We start from the raw sequence: 18880 nt of genomic DNA, 5'->3' as shown, positions 1-18880 counted from the left end.
TTACTTGCCCCCCCTGCCCCACCGCGAGGCGAGCACCGTCTCTAGCAGCGCCAGCCCGAGCGCGCTGTAGAGCAGCCCACGGTGCACGGGGGCGGGTTGGTCGATCGTGGCGGGGGCGTCGTCCGACGCGGCGACGCGGCTCACGTTTACCCCCGCGGGCATCGAACCGGCCGCGATTCGCTGCGGATCACTCTCGGCCGGATCGGCGTTCACGATCCCCACGCCGACCGATTGCGAGGAGTCGCCCGCGGCGATGCGGTAGACGCCCAGGCGGTCGGTGCGTGGGTAACGCCACTGACGCGCCCCGGCCGGCAGCGCGATAGATTCTTGGGTTCCGTCGGGCCGCAGGACCGAAAGGTCCATCCCCTGCGGTCCCCCTGCTGCATCGCCGCTCAAGCGCCCGCTGAGCGTTTGGCCGGGCAGCACCGCAGCGGCCTGTTCGGACTGCGCCACGTCAAACAGCAGCTCGCGGACGATGGGCAAGAAGCTGGGCCAGGCCGGCATGGCGGTCCAGGGGCCCCCGGTCGCTGGATCGATCGAGTTGAGCGAGCCGTCGGTGGCCACTACGGCCACGCGTCCCCCCCCGCGCCCACCGCCGGTCACGATCAGCGGCGCGCCGCTCGGGAGCCCCAGCGCGACCTCGCCGACCCCAGGCGTAGGCGTGAGCTGAAAGAACCGCGTCACGGGGGTCGTGAGCAGGCCGGCACGCTGGCGCCCCTCAAACGGCGCCGCGATCGGGTGTTTGTAGTCCAGCGGGTCGAGCCGATACGAGGGATCCGAGACCGCCTCGCCGACAAGCGCCGGCAACAACGCCGGGCGGCCCGCCGTGGCGGGGGCCTGCAGGAGGGCGCTGGTGAGCGCGGTCGCGACCCCCAGCGACGGGCCGTTCAACGAGAGCGGGCCCGTCGTCGGAGCAGCCCCGTCGGCGCCGATGGGACCCAGCACCTGACGGTAGTTGGCGGGATCGACCAGGTCCCCCAGAAAGAAGGCGGCGCCGCCCCCTCCCTGCAAGAAGCCCGCTAATCGGTCGGCGCTGGGTTCGCTGAAGCGAGGAACGTTGCAAAAGAAGACCGCCGAGAACCGGTCGAGCTTGGTTGAATCGAACTGGGCGTCAGACACCACCTCGACTCGGATCGCTGAGTCTGCGGCCCCCTCTGGCGCAAGCGCCCGAGAAACCAGCCGTGCATCGTCGCGGCGTCCTTCGACACAGAGCACGCTGACCTGCCGCTGCAGCGCGATCGCCAGGCCGCGGACGTCGTCCGGCGGGAGCGCGTCGCTGCCGAGCCGCGCCTCCAGCGTGTGGATCCCGGGCCGGTCGAACCGGTGGGCGAACTCGACCGTCACGGCCGACGCGGGATCGAGCGTCGCCTGCCGTTCGGCGATCGGCAAGCCGTCGGCCAGCAGCTCGACCGTGGCGCCCCCCCCTCGGCCAAAGGCCGACAACGTAGCGCGGACCGTCATCGGTCGGCCCGCGGTCGGCAGACGCTCGACAAGCTCGATCGAGGTCACGGCGGCGTTGGTGGCGCCGGCCACGCCCGTGTCGACCACGTTCACCTGCGCCTCTTCTGCGAGCGCGGTGAGCAAGCGGTCGGCCTGGCCCCCCGCGGTGGTGAGATCCCAGGACGAACGCGCGAGGTCGGTGAAGAAGAGCACCTCGTGCCGGTCGATGCCGCGGAGCTCCGCGCGCGCCGTCTCAAGCGTGGTCTTCACCACCGGCAGAACCTCGGCGATCTTGGCGGCCCCGTAGGCCTGCTCAACGGCGCCCAGCATCCGCCGCACCCGCGCGCGGTCGGCGACCGGCGACGGCAGCGTGGCGCGGGGCGATTGGGTCATCTCGACCAGCGTAAACACGTCGCCGGACCCCGACTTGTCGACCAACTGAGCCGCCAACTGCCGGGCGCGGTCCAGCGGCGTGACGCCGTCGTTCTCCATCGCCATCGACATCGAGGCGTCCACGACCAGCATCCTGTGGGTGCGAACGCTCGCCCCCAACAGCCCCCACCGCTCTAAGAACGGTTTGGACGCCGCGAACACCACCAGCAGGATCAGCAGCGTGCGGATCGACAGCAGGACCCACTCCTGCAGCTTCAGCCGGCGGGCCCGCCGCTGGATCGCCGCTTGCAGGAACCGCACCGCCGCCCAAGGGGTCTCCCGGTGCGTGTGCCGCATCCACAGGTGGATAATGATCGGCGCAGCAGCGGCCGCCACCCAGCCCATTACGGCGAGGTTCGCGAAGCCGAAGGCGAGGGGAAGAAGAAAACTAGGCACTGAGTAAGTAGTTGGAGTTAGGAGTCGCCGCAGGCGATCGTTTCTCCCCTCCCCCTGCGGGGGGAGGGGCCGGGGGAGGGGGTTGAAGCGGGTACTAAGCCTACGTCTGCCGCGGTTGTGTTCATTTGCTGACGGAGCAAGCCTGGGACACCCGCCGTGTACCCGTGGCTAACCCCCTCCCCTAGCCCCTCCCCCTGCGGGGGGAGGGGAATACGCCGTTGTCATTTCAACCTTCTGGAACGCTTCGCCAGCAGCGCCGTCAGCACTACGTCTAGCGGTTGGTCGGTGCGGACCTGTACGTACTCGGCTGCTTGGGCGTGGCAGCCGACTTCGACTTGCCTAGTAAACGCGTTGATTTCTTCCTGATACGCGGCCCGCAGCCGGGTGGGCTCCGCCAGGATGTCGCCGGCCGCTTCCAGGCCCTTGAACAGCGTTGCTTGTTGGAACGGGAAGTCCAGCTCGGCCGGGTCGAGGATGTGCAGCACGATGACGTCGTGCCGGCGGTGGTGGAAGTGTTTGAGCCCCGCCAGCAGCGGCGCGGGGTCGTCGAACAAGTCGCTCAGCACAATCACCACGCCGCGGCGGGTGTAGCGCTCCGCGAGGTCGTGGAAGATCGGCCCGAGCGCGGTCTTCTCCTGGGCGTCGGTCTCCTGCATCACCGTGATCGCCTGATTCAACTGGCTGGGGCTGCTGCTGGGCCGCAGGTGGCGGCGGACCGACGCGTCAAAGGTCGACACCGCAACGCTGTCCTGCTGATGCAGCACCAGGTACGCGATGGCCGCGGCCGCGGTCTGGGCGTACTCCAGCTTGCTCATCGCGGCGCCCTCGCTGCGGTACGCCATGCTCTGGCTGACGTCGAGCGCCAGGTACGCGATCAGGTTTGTCTCTTCCTCGTACCGCTTCAGATAAACCTTGTCGCTCTTGGCGAACGCCTTCCAGTCGACGTACCGCAGGTCGTCCCCCGGGGCGTACTCGCGGTGCTCGGCGAACTCGATCGAGAACCCCTGAAACGGGCTGCGGTGCAGCCCGGCGACGTACCCCTCGACGATCCGCTGGGCGCGCAGGTGCAGGCCCTTGATGCGGGCGAGGACCGCGGGGTCGAGCGGGTTTACGGTCTCTTCAACCACGAAAACTTAACCACCAAGAGCACGACGGAACACAAGGGAGGATAGCACTGTAGGGAAGGCCCCGCCTGCCTAGCGACTAAAACCCATAATCCGGGTCAAGCCCGTGCTCGATCAAATAGGCTTCCAGCGTCTCTTCAAGCTTAGGAAAAAGGGGATACAAGACCTTATCGACATTCTCGCAGGCCTTGACTTCGGGTCCATTATCTTCCCACGCACTGATAATCCTATTTCGTTCGTCGATGTCGAAAGGAACATCATCTCCGAATAATTTGCCGAACGATTCGAGGGCTTCGAGGGCTTCAAACGCCTTCAATTCACCAAGAGCGAAAACGGTGTCGTCGTACAAGTCTGCCCCCGAATTGTAGAAGAAGCTGATTAAGCCACCGTTGTTCACTGAGTCGATGAACGCACGTGTGTTGAGCCAAACCTGCTCTGGTTGCTTCAGGCCTTCATAGTCCACTTCTCGATACTTATCCCAAAGCTCATCCCAGTTCATGTGCTTGATCTCTCGGCGATCGTCACAGCCGCCCATCAAAACGGCGAATACTGCGACGATCTTCTTGATGTTGCCGTGTCGCTTCGCATCCTTCGTGGTTAACCGTCCGTCACGCCGCCGCGCCGACGGCTGTTCCCTCAACCAGCGCCGCGATCACGTCGTCCGCCGTTACGCCGTCGGCCTCGGCGTTGAAGTTGGTCACCAGGCGGTGCCGGAGCACGGGGGCGGCCACGGCGCGGAGGTCGTCTGCCTCAACACAGTACCGCCCGTCCAGCGCCGCGCGGGCCTTGGCGCCCATCACCAGGAACTGGCTCGCCCGCGGGCCGGCGCCCCAGCTCACGTACTTGCGGACCATCTCCGTGGCGCCGTCCCCCGCCACGCGCGTCTTACGCACTAACTGGATGGCGTAGGTCGCTAGGTGGTCGGCGATGGGCACGCGACGCACCAAGTGGCTCATCCGCTGGATGTCGTCCGCCGAGAGCGTCGGCTCGACCTTAGCCACCACGTCGGCCGTGGTCTGCTTGACGATCAGCAGCTCTTCGGCCTCGGTCGGGTAATCGACGCGCACCATGAACATGAACCGGTCGAGCTGCGCCTCGGGGAGCGGGTACGTGCCCTCTTGCTCGATAGGGTTCTGGGTCGCCAGCACGAAGAACGGGTCGGGGAGCGCGTGCCGCTCGCCGCCGACGGTCACCTGCTTCTCTTGCATCGCTTCGAGCAGCGCGGCCTGCGTCTTGGGCGGGGTGCGGTTCACCTCGTCGGCCAGCACGATGTTGGCGAACACGGGGCCGGGGAGGAAACGGAACAGCCGCTCGCCGGTGGCCTTGTCTTGCTGGATCACCTCGGTGCCGGTGATGTCTGAGGGCATCAGGTCGGGGGTGAACTGCACGCGGTTGAACTCAAGCGAGAGCGCATCGGCAAGCGTGCGGATGAGCAGCGTTTTGGCCAGGCCGGGCACCCCTTCGAGCAGGCAGTGGCCGCGGGCGAACAGGGCGACCAGCAGCTGATCGACCACGTCGCGCTGGCCGACGATCACCTTCCCCAACTCGGCCCGCAACCGGCCGCACGCCTCGCCCAGCTCGGCGATCGCCTCACGATCAGAAGTGTCACTCATAGGGTAAAGCTCGTTTGATTGCGGAGTGGTGGGGGCGTTCAAGGGGGATGGCCTCCGGCACTGCCCGGCCTGAGAGGCAAGGTCCTTGTTGATGAACTCTTTAGTCTACTCGATATCTCTCGTTCCCATGGAGCGGATGGACAGCCGGCCCTCTTCTGCCGGCTCACGCGTCGCGGGGACCGGCCCGAGCAGCTCGAGCTGGCGGGCGTTTGCGATCAGGATCCCCGCCCGGCTGGGTGCGAGCCGCGTGGGGCCGGCATCCTTCCATGGCAGCGGCACGGGCAACCGCACCTGCGTCCCCGTCCGCGGGTCCATGGTCAGCAGCTCTCCACCGGCCGCCCAGAAGAGCTCGCCCCCGGCGAGCGCCGCGGCGCCCGCCCCGAGGATGCCGCTCCGCTCGGCGTCTGGCCACGCGTACCGGAGCGAGCCCGACGCGGCATCGATGCCAAAAACCTTCTGCCCCGCGCCCACCAGCACGCCGTCGACCACGCCGAGCAGTTGTCCGCCGCCGTCCACCGCCGGCCGGCGCCAGCGGAGAGTACCGTCGGCAAAGTCGATCGCCAGGATCGAGTCGCTGTCGCTGGGAGCGACATAAGCCATGCCGCGGGCGACAAAACATGCCCCGGGAGCCGCCCCTTCCGACCCGGGGGCGACCCGGGCGTACGTGCGCAACCAGCGGACGTTCCCCGTCTGCAGCTCTACACAGGCCACGGCGCCAACATTGGTGTTCACGACCGCAAGCCCCTGGTCGACGGCGATCTGCACCGGTTGCCCAGACGCCGCACTCCCGCCGGCCGCCCCGCTGCACAGCGGCGTCTGCCACAGCAGCCGTGCGCTGTCGCGGGCGTAGCAGGCGAGCCCGACTTGAGCGCGGACCTCACTCTGTTGGATCGCGACCACGAGCCGTGGCCCCTCAACCCAGGGTGGTCCGGCGAACGCCCAGCCTTCCGGCGGCGCCGCCTTGAACGAGAGGATCGCTTCCCGACGCAGGTCGAGGCCCCGCAGCTCGACCCCCAGGCCGTAAGCCGGCTCTTGGGCGTACACCACGTGGCCAGCAACGACCGGGGGGGCGGCCGTCGCGGCAAAGACCGACGGCGCCATGTTGGGTTGCACCACCAGTCGACGCAGGCGGGGGTCGATCATTAGTCGGTTGCCCACCCCCGCGCCCAGCGGCCCGCCCCCCGCCCCGGCTGCTGCGTCTCGCACGGCGCCCCCGCGGCCGTCGTCCAGCAGCACCCCCTCGGGGGTCACCGCGGGCTGGCCGGCAGCCAGCGACACCGCCCGGATCAGCCCCCCGTCGCGGAAGATCGCCAGCCCGTCGGCCGCCACCACCTCGGCGGCCGGGGGGCTCTCCTCGCGTGCCGCCAACAGCACGCCGGCTTGAAAGCGGATGCCCGGCGCCATAGCCCGCAGGCGTTCGATCGCCGGCTGGTTCGGGTGCAACAGCTCTACCGGCTTGGCCCAGACCCGCCCGAGCAGCGGGGGGACGCGCGTCGCGTCGGGAGACGCGCTGGGCCAATCGCGCGCCGCCGCGAGCGCCTCCTCCAGTTGCCCGGCCAGGGGGCCGTCGCGGCCGGCGATCGTGCCGGTTGCATCGGGCCAGAGCAGTGTGAGCAGTTCTAGCTCGCGTTGGGCGCGATCGAAGTCTCGCTCGCGGATACTCGCCACGATCATCCGCCCCAGCGCGCCGGCCGGGGCGATCGATGCGTCGGGGTAGACGACCAGCTCTTCCGGCCGCGGCGACTCGAGCCAGATACGCCGCACGTGATCGGCGTGCTCGGCCAGGTCGATGCCGCGGAGCGCCCGCGGGATGTCGGCCCCCGTGGGGCCGACCAGCAGCGGGCTTACCATCCGAAAGTACGCACGGGCCTGCCCGGGGGCGCCGGCTTCCAGCGCCAGCTCGCCGAGCGCCGCCAGCGCCTCGTCCCCCGCCGAGCTGGCGAGCCACTGGCCGGTCACTACCCGCAGGAGGGCCGGGTCGCGCTCGGCGACGCCCCGGGCGAGTTGTCGCTCGGCGCCGGCGTCGACACGCGAACGGTAGATGGCCAGCGCGTCGGCCGGCAGGCGCGCCAGCATCGACTGGCAGACGTCCGCGATCGGAACGTAAACGTCGGGCCGCGTTTCAACCAGGCCGCGTTCGCCGCTTGCGGCAAGCTCGTCGAGGCCGTCGATCGCCTCCTCCCACAGTTGCTCGTCGATTAGCGCCTGGACCTGCATCAGCCGACGGCGGGCCTCGCCCGGGGCCTTGGCGATGGTCGGCGCGGCGGGGGGGAAGGTCTCTGCGGCGCCTGCGCCGAACGGAGGCGCAAATAGCTGCGCGTCGACGCTGGTGGTCATGGCCGCCAGGGCGAGGGCGGTCGCGTAGCAACGGAGCGAACGGGTCCGTTGGGGCATACGCTAGAAATGGGCTAAGGGTTGAGGCGGCCGGACCCCGCAAGTCTACGCACCAGCCTACCCGCCGACGACCAGCGCGTCACGCTGGTCGCTGCGCGACGGGGCTGGGGGGTGGGGGCTCGCCGCTACGCGGCTGGGCCTGCGGCCCGGGGCTGGGGGACGCGCTAGCGGTCGTTCCTATTGAGCCGGTAGCGTTAGCACCCGGAGGTTTGCAGCACGAAACCTCCGGGCGTTAAAGCGTCCGGTTCGGGCGCCGGCCTACAGGTGGTAGAGCATCACGTAGACGATCACCCCGGTCACCGACACGTACATCCAGACCGGAAACGTCCACCTGGCCAGCCGGCGGTGCTTGGCGCGGTAGCGGGGGCTGGCCTCTGAGCCGGCGAGGGCTCGGAGACCAAGATAGATGGTGGTGAGCGCAAGCGGCGGCACCGCCACGGCCAGCACCACGTGAGAGATGAGGATCGCGAAATAGACGGGCCGCACCGGCCCGTCGTACGCCACCGAGCCGACGTTGTAGTGGTAGTAGAGGTAACACGCCAAGAAGACCGAGGAAACAACGGTCGCGGAGATCATCACCCACTTGTGGGCCTGCTCCTTCCGCTGGCGGATTAGCACCCAGCCCACCATCAGCAGCACCGCCGCGGCCGCGTTGAGCGAGGCGTTAAGGTGGACAATCGGGTGGGCAGCAACGGCGGCAAGCAGCATGGGGCGGGGCCGGAAGCAGGGTTCGGGAGAGACGAGAGCAGCATAGGACAAAGCCCCCTTGCCGACGAGCTACGCCTCGTCGGGGGGCTCGCTGACGGTGAACCTGGTGGGGGGCCGCTGCTTTTCGACGCCCCGACGGGGCGGAGCCCGTCGGCTATTGGGGGCTTGAGCTTGAAATGGGGCAGATCAGAAGGCCTCGAAGAACCGCTCGCCGGTGCCGCCGGGGCCGATGGGGAACTTCACGGCCTTGCCGCAGCGGGGGCAGCGTCCCTCGTAGGCCGTGGCGGCCTGGTTGCGGTAGACCCGGGTATAGACCCCGCAACAGGCGAACCGGACCCCGATAAACGGGCGTCCGGTCATCCGGTTTGCCCCGCGTGGGGGCCCTGCATCGCTCGACAGGTCTAGGTGTTCGCCGGGCATCGCGGTGGGCTGGAACGGTTGATTTGGCCAAGGAAGCCCCAATTTTGCCCCTCTCGGCCCCACCCGCCAAGAGCGACTTTTTCACCCCGGCCGGCGAACCTTGACCCGCTGCTTCCCGTCCCTTACAACGACTCCAAAGGAACAACGATGCCGATCTTGCTACTATGCCTGCTACTAGTCAGCCTTTCCCGAAAGGCCCTGGGACGGTAGGCGCTGTCGGCAAGACTCGCGAAACACCAAAACCCTGAGGCCTTCCCCAAGGCCTCAGGGTTTTTTCGTGCTTGTAGCCAGACCGCGCCGACCCTAAGCCGGCTGGTACTACCGCTGCCCTCAACTTCCTAATACCTAACGACCAACACCTAGCACCTCTCATGCGCCGCATCACCATCTTCGACACCACGCTCCGCGACGGCGAACAGTCTCCCGGGGCCAGCATGGACCTCAACGAGAAGCTGGAGGTCGCCCAGGCGTTGGTCGACCTGGGGGTCGACGTGATCGAGGCGGGGTTCCCCATCGCCTCTCCCGGAGACTTCGAGGCGGTCCGCGCCATCGCCGGCGTGGTCCGCGGCGTGCAGATCTGCGGGCTGGCGCGCTGCAACGACAAAGACATCGACCGCGCGTGGGAGGCGCTCACCGGCGCCGAGAGGCCCCGGATCCATGTGTTCCTGGCCACCAGCGCCATCCACCGCGAGTTCAAGCTGAAGATGGGCAAGGAAGAGATCATCGCACGCGCCGCCGCCGGCGTGAGACGCGCCAAAAAGTACTGCGACAACATCGAGTTCTCTCCCGAAGACGCCGCGCGCACCGAGCCGGACTTCCTCTGCCAGGTGGTCGAAGCCGCTATCGCCGCGGGCGCCACCACGGTGAACATCCCAGACACGGTCGGCTACGCCACGCCGGCGCACATGGGGGGGGTCATCCAGACGCTCGTCGATCGGGTCCCCAACCTCGACCGCGCGGTGGTTAGCGTCCACTGCCACAACGACCTGGGACTCGCCGTGGCGAACAGCCTGGCGGCCGTCGAGCACGGCGCCGGACAGGTGGAGTGCACCATCAATGGCATCGGCGAGCGGGCCGGAAACTGCGCGCTCGAAGAAATCGTGATGGCGCTCCGCACCCGTGGCGACTTCTACAACTGCGACACCGGCATCGAAACCACCCGCCTGGCGCCCACCAGCCGGCTGGTCTCGGGCATCACCGGCATGCAGGTGCAACGCAACAAGGCGATCGTCGGCCGCAACGCCTTCGCCCACGAGGCGGGCATCCACCAAGACGGCATGCTCAAGCAACGCAGCACCTACGAGATCATGCGCCCCGAGGACGTCGGCGTTAGCAAGACCGACCTGGTGCTCGGCAAGCACAGCGGCCGCGCCGCCCTGGCCGACCGCGCCAAGGCGCTCGGCTACCACGTCTCCAGCGAAGAGCTCGACCGCGTGTTCGACGACTTCAAGAAGCTGGCCGACCGCAAGAAGGAGATTTTTGACGCCGACATCGCCGCGCTGATCGACAAGCGCATCGGCTCCGAGGACGACGCCTGGAGCCTGGTGAGCTACGAGGTGCGCGCCGCCTCGGGCCAGACGCCCAGCTCGACCGTCACCCTCAGCCGCGCCGACGAGTCTGTCTCCGACACCTTCTTCGGCGGCGACGGCCCGCTCGACGCCCTGTTCAACGCCATCGAGAAGATCACCGGCACCAGCATCGTGGTGCGCGACTTCCGCGTCCGCAGCGTGACCCGGGGCAAAGACGCTCAGGGAGAAACGACCATCGAGGCCGAGCACGGCGGCAAGCTCTACCGCGGACGGGGCGTCTCCACCGACACCGTTGAGGCCAGCGTGCTGGCGTTCCTGGCGGCCGTAAACCGGGTGGCCGTTGGCAGCGGCCAACCGCTGGACGGCGAACGCCCCGGGGCAATCTAACCGGGCGCTGACCCACTACTGGGCTCACCCCACAAACGCCAGCCAATAGAACGCCCAGCCGGTGAGCGCCGTCAGCGTCATGTCGATGGCCGCCAGCCGCGCCCAGAAGCGGTGGCTGCGGCTGTGGGCGCCGGGCGCCGGCGGCGAAGCAAACCGGCGCCACGCCCGCGCGATGACGATCGGCCAAAGCACGGCCGTGCTGATCGCAAACACCAAGTGGACATAGAGGGCGCCCCACACCGCCGCGGGCACTCCCCCGGCGGCGGTCGCTACGGCCCGCTCTTGCCAGCCGTGCATCCGCATATCGATTTCGAATGCCGCCACCGCCGCCAGCAGCACCACGGCCAAGGTTACCTGAGTCCATTTGTGCAGCGTGTACGCGCGCCGGCTGCGCACCATCCAGATGCTCCAGCCCATTACGGGTAGAACAGCCAGCATCGCCACGAACACGAAATCGAGCATGAACGAGGCCCGCGTCCCCAAGAACCCGTCGTAGCCGGGGAGCGAGGCGAGCAGTTCAAGCGGAGCGACAGCGTCGGGCATAGGGGGCGGGCCGGGGGCGGGGCGAACCCCGATTGTAGCGGCGCCCCACTCGACCACCCAACGGCGATGCGAGCAAAGCCCACGGATTGCTGGCGGCGCCCCGCCGGTGCTGCCGGACGGCATGGCGCACCGCATGGAACGCCGCGGGTGGGCCGCAAGCGGGGCCTATTTCTTGCCCTTCCAGACCACTACGCGATCCACGTCGTTCTTGGCCTTCGCCCCTTCCGTGCTGCGGCCATTCTTGACATCCGCGGTTAGCTGGCCGAGCAGCTCGCTGACGACTTCGGGACGCGACTCGTAGAGGTTGTTGGTTTCTCCCGGATCGGACTCCATGTCGTAGAGCTGAGCGACGGGGCTTCCTTCGGGGACACGGTTCTCGTTGGGCGCCGACCACCCGCCGGAACCTCGCGAGAGCAGCAGCTTCCACTTGCCCTGGCGGTACGCAAAGTAGCCGCCGATCGAGTGGTGAACGAGGCCCGCCCGCGTTGAATCGATCGGTTGCCCGCTGAGCGCCGGCCGGAAACTGACGCTGTCCTCGCCGGAGCCGTCGGGGACGGACTCGCCAAGGATGTCGGCGCAGGTGGCCATCAGGTCGAGCTGGCCGACGAGCTGGTCGGACGTCGTGCCGGCTTCGATCACCGCGGGCCAGCGGACAAAGAAGGGCACCCGATGGCCGCCGTCCCAGAGGTCCGACTTCGAGCCGCGCAGGTGAGCGCTGGGGTAGTGCCCCTTGCGTTGCATGCCGGCGATGTCTGCCGCCTTGGAGCACCCGTTGTCGCTGGTGACGATCACGATCGTGTTGTCGGCCAGCCCCGCGGCGTCGATCGCGTCGATGATCTCTCCCACCACCGCGTCGGTCTGCATGACAAAGTCGCCGTACTTGCCCAGCTCGCTCTTGCCTTGCCATTCGGCCGACGGCAGGATCGGCGTGTGGGGCGACGTGAAGGCGATGTACGCGAAGAAGGGCGTTGAGGCGTCTTGCTTGGAGATGAACTCGACCGCCTTCTTGCCGATCATCGGCAGCACGTCGACCGCTTCGAAATCGGGTTCGGCCGGCCCTTTTCGGTTGAAGGCCTTGGTCGCCGTCCCCTGGCCCACGAACTTGTCGTTCTCGATGTAGATGTAGGGGGGCATGTCGAGCGAGGCGGTGATGCCGTAGAAGTAGTCGAAACCTCGCGTGACCGGGCCGTTCTCGACCTTTGCTTGCCAGTCGATGTTCTTGGGGTTGTTGTTGTTGATGGGCGCGCCGTCGGTTGTCGGCAGGTCCATCCCTAGGTGCCACTTGCCGATGGCGCCCGTGGCGTACCCGTGCTGCTTCAAGAAACCCGCCACCGTGAGCCGGTCGTCGGCGATCAGCGGTTTGTCATAACCGTAGAGCACGCCTTGCTGCAAACGGGTCCGCCAGTTGTAGCGGCCCGTCAGGATCGAGTAACGCGTGGGCGTGCAAACCGAGGAGCTGGTGTGGGCGTCGGTGAACGTCATCCCCTGCTGGGCCAGCCGGTCCATCGAGGGGGTCGCTATCTTGCCCCGCTCGGGGTTCAGGCACTGCACGTCCCCGTAGCCAAGATCATCGGCAAGAATGAACACGATGTTCGGCTTCGACGAAGACGCGTCGGCCGCTTGGCACGCGTCCGTTAGCGTCGCAACGCCCGCAAGCGCCGCGCCGGCCACAAGTACGGAGAAAAGGCGTCGCTGACCAGCAGCGTTCGGTTTGCAACTCATGCGGATTCTCGGGTCCGGGTGAAGGGAGCTAGCGTGCGCGGCAGACCCGGGCCTTGGACCCCGGCGGCGCGCCCCGACAGAACAGAAGCCCAGTCTAATCTCCGCCTGCTGGTTTGGCGACTTCCGCCAGGGCTGTGTCACGAGCAGTACAGCCTATCCTGAGGCCCGGGCGCCCCCAACGTTCCGCCGTTCTTTCTCTTCACTGACCCTGTGACTAGAATGCCCGGAGTCGCCCCAGGCGTATCGACCCCGCGCGGAGCGGCGCCTGCCAAGCCCGTGCCAGGCGTCGACCGCACCCGTCCGCCTTCTTCGACCGGGTCGAAGCGCCCCCTTTTTGCCAAGAATCGTCCCCTGTTCGTCCCGGGCCGTACGCACCGCCAACGTTCGTTTGCACCAGGGTGCAAGGGCGCGATCGCGGCTGACAAACAGGCTCCAGTTCTCCCAGATAATTTCTCTACCAGAGCAGTCATCAAAGATGCAGCCAAGAACGCCCGCTTTCGACCGATGTTCCTGCGCCCCCTGGGCGTGCGTGTTTGTGCTCGGGCTGATCGGCCTGGGAGTTGACGCATCGGCCCAGACCCCTTCGGGCTGGCTGATCCACGACATGGACCGCCCGCAGCCGAGGGTAGTGCAACCCGCGCCCCTCTCGCTGCCGACGCCGGCGCCGGCCGACGCCCGCGTGTTGTTTGACGGCGCCGATCTGACTGAGTGGCGTTCGGAGGAGGGAGGGCCCGCGCGTTGGGTGATCCGCGACGGCTACATGGAATCGGTGCCCGATAGCGGCAAGCTGATCTCGGCGGACGGATTCGGCGACATCCAGCTCCACTTGGAGTGGGCGGCGCCTGCCAAGCCCGCGGGGGTTGGGCAGGCACGCGGCAACAGCGGGGTGTTCCTCATGGGCGAGTACGAGGTGCAGGTGCTCGACTCGTTTCAGAGCGAGACCTACCCCGACGGGCAGGCCGCCGCGATCTACGGGCAGTACCCGCCGCTGGTAAACGCCTGCCTGCCCCCCGGCGAGTGGCAGTCGTACGACATCCTGTTCCGCCGCCCCCGGTTCGACCATCAGGGCGATCTGCTCCAGCCGGCGCGGATCGACGTGATCCACAACGGCGTGTGGGTGCAGATTGATCGCCGGTTGTGGGGGCCCACCTCGTGGCTGCAAAACTTCCCCTACGAGCCGCACGCGGAGCGTCTGCCGCTCGCCCTGCAGGACCACGGCAACCCGGTCCGCTACCGCAATATCTGGGTGCGGGACCTGCCCGAAGCCGACACGCGGGGCCCCTCCGTGATCCGGCCCTACGTGCCGGTTTCGCTCGCCCGGCTCGAAGCGTTGGTCGGGAGCTACGGGGTCGGAGACGAGACTCCCTTCGAGGTTTCACTGAAAGAAGGGCGCCTGCGACTGCAAGCGCCGGGGAGGGTCCCGCTTGAGCTCATGCCCGCCGACGACAACAAGTTCTTGCTGCGGTACACGGACGGCCACGTTCTGTTCTACGACGACGCCGACCGGCAGGGCGCAAGCCTGGAGTTCTTTCTTGGCGGGGGCCAGTACCGTTCGCACCGCGCTGAAGCGGGCGCGCCCGAGTGAATCTGCGACGGGTCGCAGGCCGGCGGCTGAGCTTGTTGCCGGCCTCGTGAAGTTGAGAGATGGATCGAGAACAAGTCCATCCATCTAAAAACTTAACCACGAAGGACACCAAGGACGAGAAGGACACGATCGGTCCATGGCGATGCCTTCGTGTGTCCTTCGTGCCCCGTCGTGGTCTTCGTGGTTGATTTTAAGCTGGCGGAGCTGTTCCTAAGAACGAGGCGGCCCGCCAAGCTACGCGCCGCCGAGCGCCACGGCGTAGGCGCCAACATTTACGGCCTCGTTGGCGCCTAGCCGAGAGACGCCGATCGCGGTGATCGGCTGGTACGGGGGCAGTTGGCCTGACGCGCCCGTGGCGTTTGCGGCGTTGTAGAAAGCCTCGGCGCTTGGTGCGTCTTCTAGGTTGTAGGCCTGCTGCACCAACCGTCGGGACGCCCCGTGCGCCGAAGGGAAGCGGCCGTTCACTACCTCAAGGCACGCCGGCAGGAAGAGCGCGTGCGCGGCCGAGAGGCCTCCGCCGATCACCACCAGGCCGTCTAGCACGGTCACGAGGTTCGCGACCGCGTCGCCGACGGTGCGGCCGAGCTGGGCGAACGCTTCGCGCGCGGCCGACCGATCGCCGTCGCGCTCGCCCCGAGCAATCTCGGCGATATCACGGGGGGTGAGCTCGGGGGGCGCCCCCGGCGCCGCGGCCGCGTAGGCGCGGGTAACGGCGCGGATGCTCGCCCCCTCTTCGGCGTTCACGCCGGGCTGCCCGCCGTTGTGCATCAGCCACACCTCGCCGCTGAGGGAGTTGTCGCCTGCGAGCAGCTTGCCATCCAGCACCACCCCGCCCCCGAACCCGGTCCCCAGGGTCAGGCCGATGAGGTTGCGGAAGCGACGCGCGGCGCCGATCGATTCGAGCCGCGCGTTCACCTCGGGCAGCATCCCCGCGATCGCCTCGCCAAAGGCGAACAGGTCGCCGTCGTTGTTGATGTGCACGGGCACGCCGAACCGTTGGCCCAGCAGCTCGGCCAGGGGGACGCCGCCGGCGTACGCGGGCAGGTTGCCGACGTTGTAGATCACCCCCTGCCGGTAGTCGGCCGGCCCGGGGAAGGCGAAGCTAATCGCCGAGAACGCGCCCCCCGCGAGCGCCGCCACGCGTTCAAACCCTTCGTACAGGTTGGCAAGGCTCTGCTGAAGGTTGTCGCCCGCGGAGGGGAGCGTGACCGGCCCAGCGATCCGTTCCCCTGCGCGGATGGCCGCGAAGGCGAAGTTGGTCCCCCCGGCGTCGAGCGTCAGCACAACCCGGTTGTCGTTCGAGATCACGGCTAGGCCATCCGGTGCTTGCGGGCGAGGCGCTGGTGGCTCCACCAGCCGTAGAAGGCGATGTAGACGTAGCTAAGGACCGGCACGAAGAACGCGGCGCGGATCCCGTACAGGTCGGCCGCGTGCCCCATCGCCAGCGGGATGAGGGCCCCCCCGACGATCATCATCACCAACAGCGACGAGCCCTGCGAGGTGTGTTCGCCGAGGTCGTCGATCGCCAGCGTGAAGATGTTCGACCACATGATGGAGTTGAACAGCCCCGCGCCGAGCGCGGCCCACAGGGCGATCTTGCCGGTCGACACGGCCGCCACCAGCAGCAGCGCCACCAATGCCACCGAGAACACCGCCAGCACAACCGCCGGCTTGCCCCGGGAGATCGCAAACGCGGCGAGGCAAAGGCCCACCAGCACTAGGTAGGGCGCAACGTCGATGATCGGCATGAACCGGAGCGCTAGCTGGCCCTCTTCAAAACGGACTGCGGTCACCAGGTAAATGAGCCCCGAGAGGGCCACGGCGGTAAGGACCATGTACAGCGGCTTGTTGCCGGGGTCCTTCGAATCGGACATAGCGATGGCGCCGCACAGCCGGCCGATCATCGCTCCGCCCCAGTAGTAGGCCAGGAAGCCGCTGGCGACGCCTTCGGCAAACCCCATCACGCTCTCGTGCGACATAAAGCTGACCAGGTAGCTGCCGATGGCCACCTCGGCGCCGACGTAGAGGAAGATGGCCGCCATCCCCAGCCGGAGTTGGGGGAACGCCAGCGCGCTGCCGCCCCCCGTGCTCTTGCCCCCCCCTATCGACGGCAGCTTGCTCAGGCCAACCAACACCGCCAGCAACAGGAACATGCCCGCGTAGATCAGGTACGGCGTCTTGATGGCGTCGAGCGTCACCTCGCCCCCCGTGGCGAACACCTCGTAAAGCAGCAGTCCGCCGGCGATCGGCGCGATGGTGGTCCCCAGCGAGTTAAACCCCTGCGCCAGGTTGAGCCGCGCCGAGGCGTTCTCCGGCCTGCCGAGGATGGCCGCGTAGGGGTTCGCCGCGATCTGCAGGATAGTCACCCCCGTCGCCAACAAGAACAACGCCCCGAGAAAAAACGGGTACGACACCGCGCCCGCGGCGGGCGCGAACAACGCGCAGCCGGCGGCGCAGATCACCAGCGCGATGACAATCGTCCGCTGGTAGCCGATGCGGTTGATCGGGTCTCCGCTAGAAAGCGACGCCAGGAAGTAGATCAGCGAGACGACAAAGAACGCCCCAAAGAACGCGAACTGCACCAGCCCCGCCTGAAAATACGTGAGGGTGAAGCTCTCCTTTAGGAAGGGGATCAGCACGTCGTTCATCACGGTGATGAACCCCCAGAAGAAGAACAGCACTGTCACGATCGCAAACGGCCCCGCCGCGTAGGCGACGCCGCCAGAAGCGCCGCTGCCGGTAGAAGGATCGCCCTCATTGCTGCTCGGGGGCGTGCTGGTCAGGCCTGGCATACGGTTACCTGTCTCGGCTGAATGCGGGATTGAAGATTGTCGTCCAAGGGGCGACCTAACTCAGACTAGCGGGGGCCGAGATGACCCCTTGGCGAGCAGTCTATCAGCACGAATGTGATGGAGCCATCGGCCGCGAGTCCCAAATGCCCGCCTAAAGAAGCAAGGCCGGCCGCTTCCAATTACGCTGGTCAAGAGCGGCTCGGCCGTCCCTGATCCGAGGGCCAACGCCCCAGCCGCAGCGGCCCTGCTTGCGAGGATGCCCCGCGGAAGCAAATAATGGCGCCCGGCGCTGCCCCCGCCATTGGACCAGCGTTATGCGTCCACACGGCCCAGCCGATGGTGCGTTGTACCCTGCAACTTGACTGCTCTTCGACCCTCAGGCGCCCCTGCTATGAAGCGATTGCACCCTCACCTGCTCGTGTTGACACTCATGACGATTACTGGCGCCGGTGCTACAGGCCATGCCGCTACGTTTGGCGACGACGCGGCGTTCCTGCGTCCGCACACCGAAGTCGTCGTGCTGAAGGATGCTTCGGGCCAGTCGCAGCTCATCGTGGCGCCCGCTTGGCAAGGGCGCGTGATGACCAGCACCGCCCGCGGCGCCCAGGGCGATAGCTTCGGCTGGATCAACCGCGAGCTGATCGCGTCGGGCAAGGTCGAGCCCCACATCAATGTGTTCGGCGGAGAGGACCGCTTCTGGCTCGGGCCCGAAGGGGGGCAGTTCTCGATTTTCTTCGCCGAGGGCGCCCCGTTCGACCTCGAGCACTGGTTCACCCCCCCGTCGCTCGACACCGAGCCGTTCGAGGTAGAAAGCAAGTCCGACGAGCATGTCACGTTGTCGCGTCGGATCGACCTGGTGAACTACTCCGGCGCCCAATTCAACATCGATGTCAAGCGAGAGGTGCGGCTGCTGGACGCCGGGGACGCCCTCAAGGAGTTGGGGACCGAGCTCCCTCCGAAGGTCGACGCGGTCGCGTTTGAGTCGATCAACTCGATCGCCAACGCGGGGCAGAACGCGTGGAAGAAGGACTCGGGGCTGCTTTCTATCTGGGTCCTCGGCATGTTCCGGGCCTCTCCGGAATCGGCCGTCGTGATCCCCTACCAGAAGGGGTCGGTCGCTGAGCGCGGTGTTGTGGTGAACGACGACTACTTCGGCAAGGTGCCCGCGGATCGCTTGGTGGTGGAAGACGACGTCCTCTTCTTCCGCGCCGACGCACAGAAGCGGAGCAAGATCGGGCTCACGCCGAGCCGCGCCAGGCCGGTGCTGGGCAGCTACGACTCCGCGACCCACACGCTAACGCTGGTGCAGTTCACGCTGCCGCCCGACGCCTCCGACTACGTCAACTCGATGTGGGAGCTGCAGGACGAGCCGTTCAGCGGCGACGCGGTGAACAGCTACAACGACGACGGAAACCTGGGCAGCTTCTACGAACTCGAAAGCTCGTCCCCCGCCCTGGCCCTGCGGCCGGGGGCGTCCGCCACCCACCGGCACCGGACGATCCACCTGCAAGGGAGCGAAGAGGCGCTGGACCCAATCGCCCAAGCCATGCTCGGGGTCGGCCTGGAGGCTATCCGAAACGCCTTTGCGCAATAGTCGCTCTCACCTGGCACGCCGTAGGAAACCGTCCGCGGCCGCTGCACCAGGAAGACGCGACTCGCATTCGGGTCGCCTTAGCGGCTAGAATGCCGCGGCCCGCCGCGCGCTGCCGGTAGCGGCCGGAGCGATTGCGGGGGCGTGGATGGCGGGAAAGCAGCGGTTCGGCGCCCTGGCGGAGCCAGGGCAAATCGACGCAAA

14 protein-coding genes are annotated in these 18880 nt (G+C 67.5%); 3 read left to right on the top strand and 11 right to left on the bottom strand.

What is annotated here, in order from left to right:
* From Pla175_RS04655 to Pla175_RS04625, 7 genes are all read right to left on the bottom strand, one after another.
* Positions 1-2268 (bottom strand): BatA domain-containing protein, encoded by a 2268-nt coding sequence (locus Pla175_RS04655; protein WP_145281561.1) that lies wholly within the window; start codon positions 2266-2268, stop codon positions 1-3.
* Between the two features lie 221 nt (positions 2269-2489).
* Complete coding sequence (locus Pla175_RS04650) at positions 2490-3395, bottom strand: DUF58 domain-containing protein (RefSeq protein ID WP_197527269.1); 906 nt, start codon at positions 3393-3395, stop codon at positions 2490-2492.
* 76 nt (positions 3396-3471) lie between these two features.
* Positions 3472-4032, bottom strand: coding sequence for a DMP19 family protein (locus Pla175_RS04645; RefSeq protein ID WP_145281559.1), 561 nt, complete (start codon positions 4030-4032; stop codon positions 3472-3474).
* Complete coding sequence (locus Pla175_RS04640) at positions 4001-5005, bottom strand: AAA family ATPase (RefSeq protein WP_145281557.1); 1005 nt, start codon at positions 5003-5005, stop codon at positions 4001-4003. Before Pla175_RS04640 ends, Pla175_RS04645 begins: the two co-directional genes overlap by 32 nt.
* A gap of 105 nt (positions 5006-5110) precedes the next feature.
* Entirely contained in the window at positions 5111-7399 is a 2289-nt protein-coding gene (locus Pla175_RS04635; protein WP_145281555.1) for an outer membrane protein assembly factor BamB family protein, read from the bottom strand.
* Between the two features lie 258 nt (positions 7400-7657).
* The gene (locus tag Pla175_RS04630; protein ID WP_145281521.1) at positions 7658-8107 is read right to left on the bottom strand and encodes a DUF420 domain-containing protein; all 450 of its coding nucleotides are present in this window, start codon (positions 8105-8107) and stop codon (positions 7658-7660) included.
* 186 nt (positions 8108-8293) lie between these two features.
* On the bottom strand, positions 8294-8527 hold the full coding sequence (locus Pla175_RS04625) for a hypothetical protein (RefSeq protein ID WP_145281520.1): 234 nt from the start codon (positions 8525-8527) through the stop codon (positions 8294-8296).
* A 371-nt stretch (positions 8528-8898) separates the two neighbouring features.
* On the opposite strand from Pla175_RS04625, the gene Pla175_RS04620 reads away from it, so the two are divergent.
* Complete coding sequence (locus Pla175_RS04620; protein WP_145281519.1) at positions 8899-10443, top strand: 2-isopropylmalate synthase; 1545 nt, start codon at positions 8899-8901, stop codon at positions 10441-10443.
* A 24-nt stretch (positions 10444-10467) separates the two neighbouring features.
* On the opposite strand, the gene Pla175_RS04615 is transcribed toward Pla175_RS04620, so the two are convergent.
* Together Pla175_RS04615 and Pla175_RS04610 are read right to left on the bottom strand one after the other, a co-directional pair.
* Positions 10468-10986 (bottom strand): DUF420 domain-containing protein, encoded by a 519-nt coding sequence (locus Pla175_RS04615; RefSeq protein WP_145281518.1) that lies wholly within the window; start codon positions 10984-10986, stop codon positions 10468-10470.
* A 165-nt stretch (positions 10987-11151) separates the two neighbouring features.
* The gene (locus Pla175_RS04610) at positions 11152-12708 is read right to left on the bottom strand and encodes a sulfatase family protein (RefSeq protein ID WP_145281517.1); all 1557 of its coding nucleotides are present in this window, start codon (positions 12706-12708) and stop codon (positions 11152-11154) included.
* Between the two features lie 475 nt (positions 12709-13183).
* On the opposite strand from Pla175_RS04610, the gene Pla175_RS04605 reads away from it, so the two are divergent.
* Positions 13184-14293, top strand: coding sequence for a 3-keto-disaccharide hydrolase (locus Pla175_RS04605; protein WP_145281516.1), 1110 nt, complete (start codon positions 13184-13186; stop codon positions 14291-14293).
* A gap of 234 nt (positions 14294-14527) precedes the next feature.
* Here Pla175_RS04605 and Pla175_RS04600 read toward each other — a convergent pair whose 3' ends face one another.
* Together Pla175_RS04600 and Pla175_RS04595 are read right to left on the bottom strand one after the other, a co-directional pair.
* A complete protein-coding gene (locus Pla175_RS04600) occupies positions 14528-15601 on the bottom strand; it encodes an ROK family protein (RefSeq protein WP_231954190.1) in 1074 nt (357 codons plus the stop codon).
* 2 nt (positions 15602-15603) lie between these two features.
* The gene (locus Pla175_RS04595) at positions 15604-17085 is read right to left on the bottom strand and encodes a sugar MFS transporter (RefSeq protein WP_145281515.1); all 1482 of its coding nucleotides are present in this window, start codon (positions 17083-17085) and stop codon (positions 15604-15606) included.
* A gap of 391 nt (positions 17086-17476) precedes the next feature.
* On the opposite strand from Pla175_RS04595, the gene Pla175_RS04590 reads away from it, so the two are divergent.
* Positions 17477-18679: a DUF6786 family protein gene (locus Pla175_RS04590; RefSeq protein WP_231954188.1), complete on the top strand. Its 1203-nt coding sequence runs from the start codon at positions 17477-17479 to the stop codon at positions 18677-18679.
* The last annotated feature ends 201 nt before the right edge of the window (positions 18680-18880 follow it).

Origin of the sequence: Pirellulimonas nuda (genome assembly GCF_007750855.1) — a bacterium.
Classification (GTDB): Bacteria; Planctomycetota; Planctomycetia; order Pirellulales; family Lacipirellulaceae; genus Pirellulimonas; species Pirellulimonas nuda.
The sequence above is the reverse complement of the archived record's forward strand: the minus strand, read 5'-3'. Positions and strand labels throughout refer to the sequence as shown.

Coding starts and splice junctions, on each gene's coding strand:
- Pla175_RS04625 (WP_145281520.1), bottom strand. CDS start 8,527: ATGCCCGGCGAACACCTAGACCTGTCGAGCGATGCAGGGCCCCCACGC.
- Pla175_RS04590 (WP_231954188.1), top strand. CDS start 17,477: ATGAAGCGATTGCACCCTCACCTGCTCGTGTTGACACTCATGACGATT.
- Pla175_RS04615 (WP_145281518.1), bottom strand. CDS start 10,986: ATGCCCGACGCTGTCGCTCCGCTTGAACTGCTCGCCTCGCTCCCCGGC.
- Pla175_RS04610 (WP_145281517.1), bottom strand. CDS start 12,708: ATGAGTTGCAAACCGAACGCTGCTGGTCAGCGACGCCTTTTCTCCGTA.
- Pla175_RS04595 (WP_145281515.1), bottom strand. CDS start 17,085: ATGCCAGGCCTGACCAGCACGCCCCCGAGCAGCAATGAGGGCGATCCT.
- Pla175_RS04635 (WP_145281555.1), bottom strand. CDS start 7,399: ATGCCCCAACGGACCCGTTCGCTCCGTTGCTACGCGACCGCCCTCGCC.
- Pla175_RS04630 (WP_145281521.1), bottom strand. CDS start 8,107: ATGCTGCTTGCCGCCGTTGCTGCCCACCCGATTGTCCACCTTAACGCC.
- Pla175_RS04620 (WP_145281519.1), top strand. CDS start 8,899: ATGCGCCGCATCACCATCTTCGACACCACGCTCCGCGACGGCGAACAG.
- Pla175_RS04640 (WP_145281557.1), bottom strand. CDS start 5,005: ATGAGTGACACTTCTGATCGTGAGGCGATCGCCGAGCTGGGCGAGGCG.
- Pla175_RS04605 (WP_145281516.1), top strand. CDS start 13,184: ATGCAGCCAAGAACGCCCGCTTTCGACCGATGTTCCTGCGCCCCCTGG.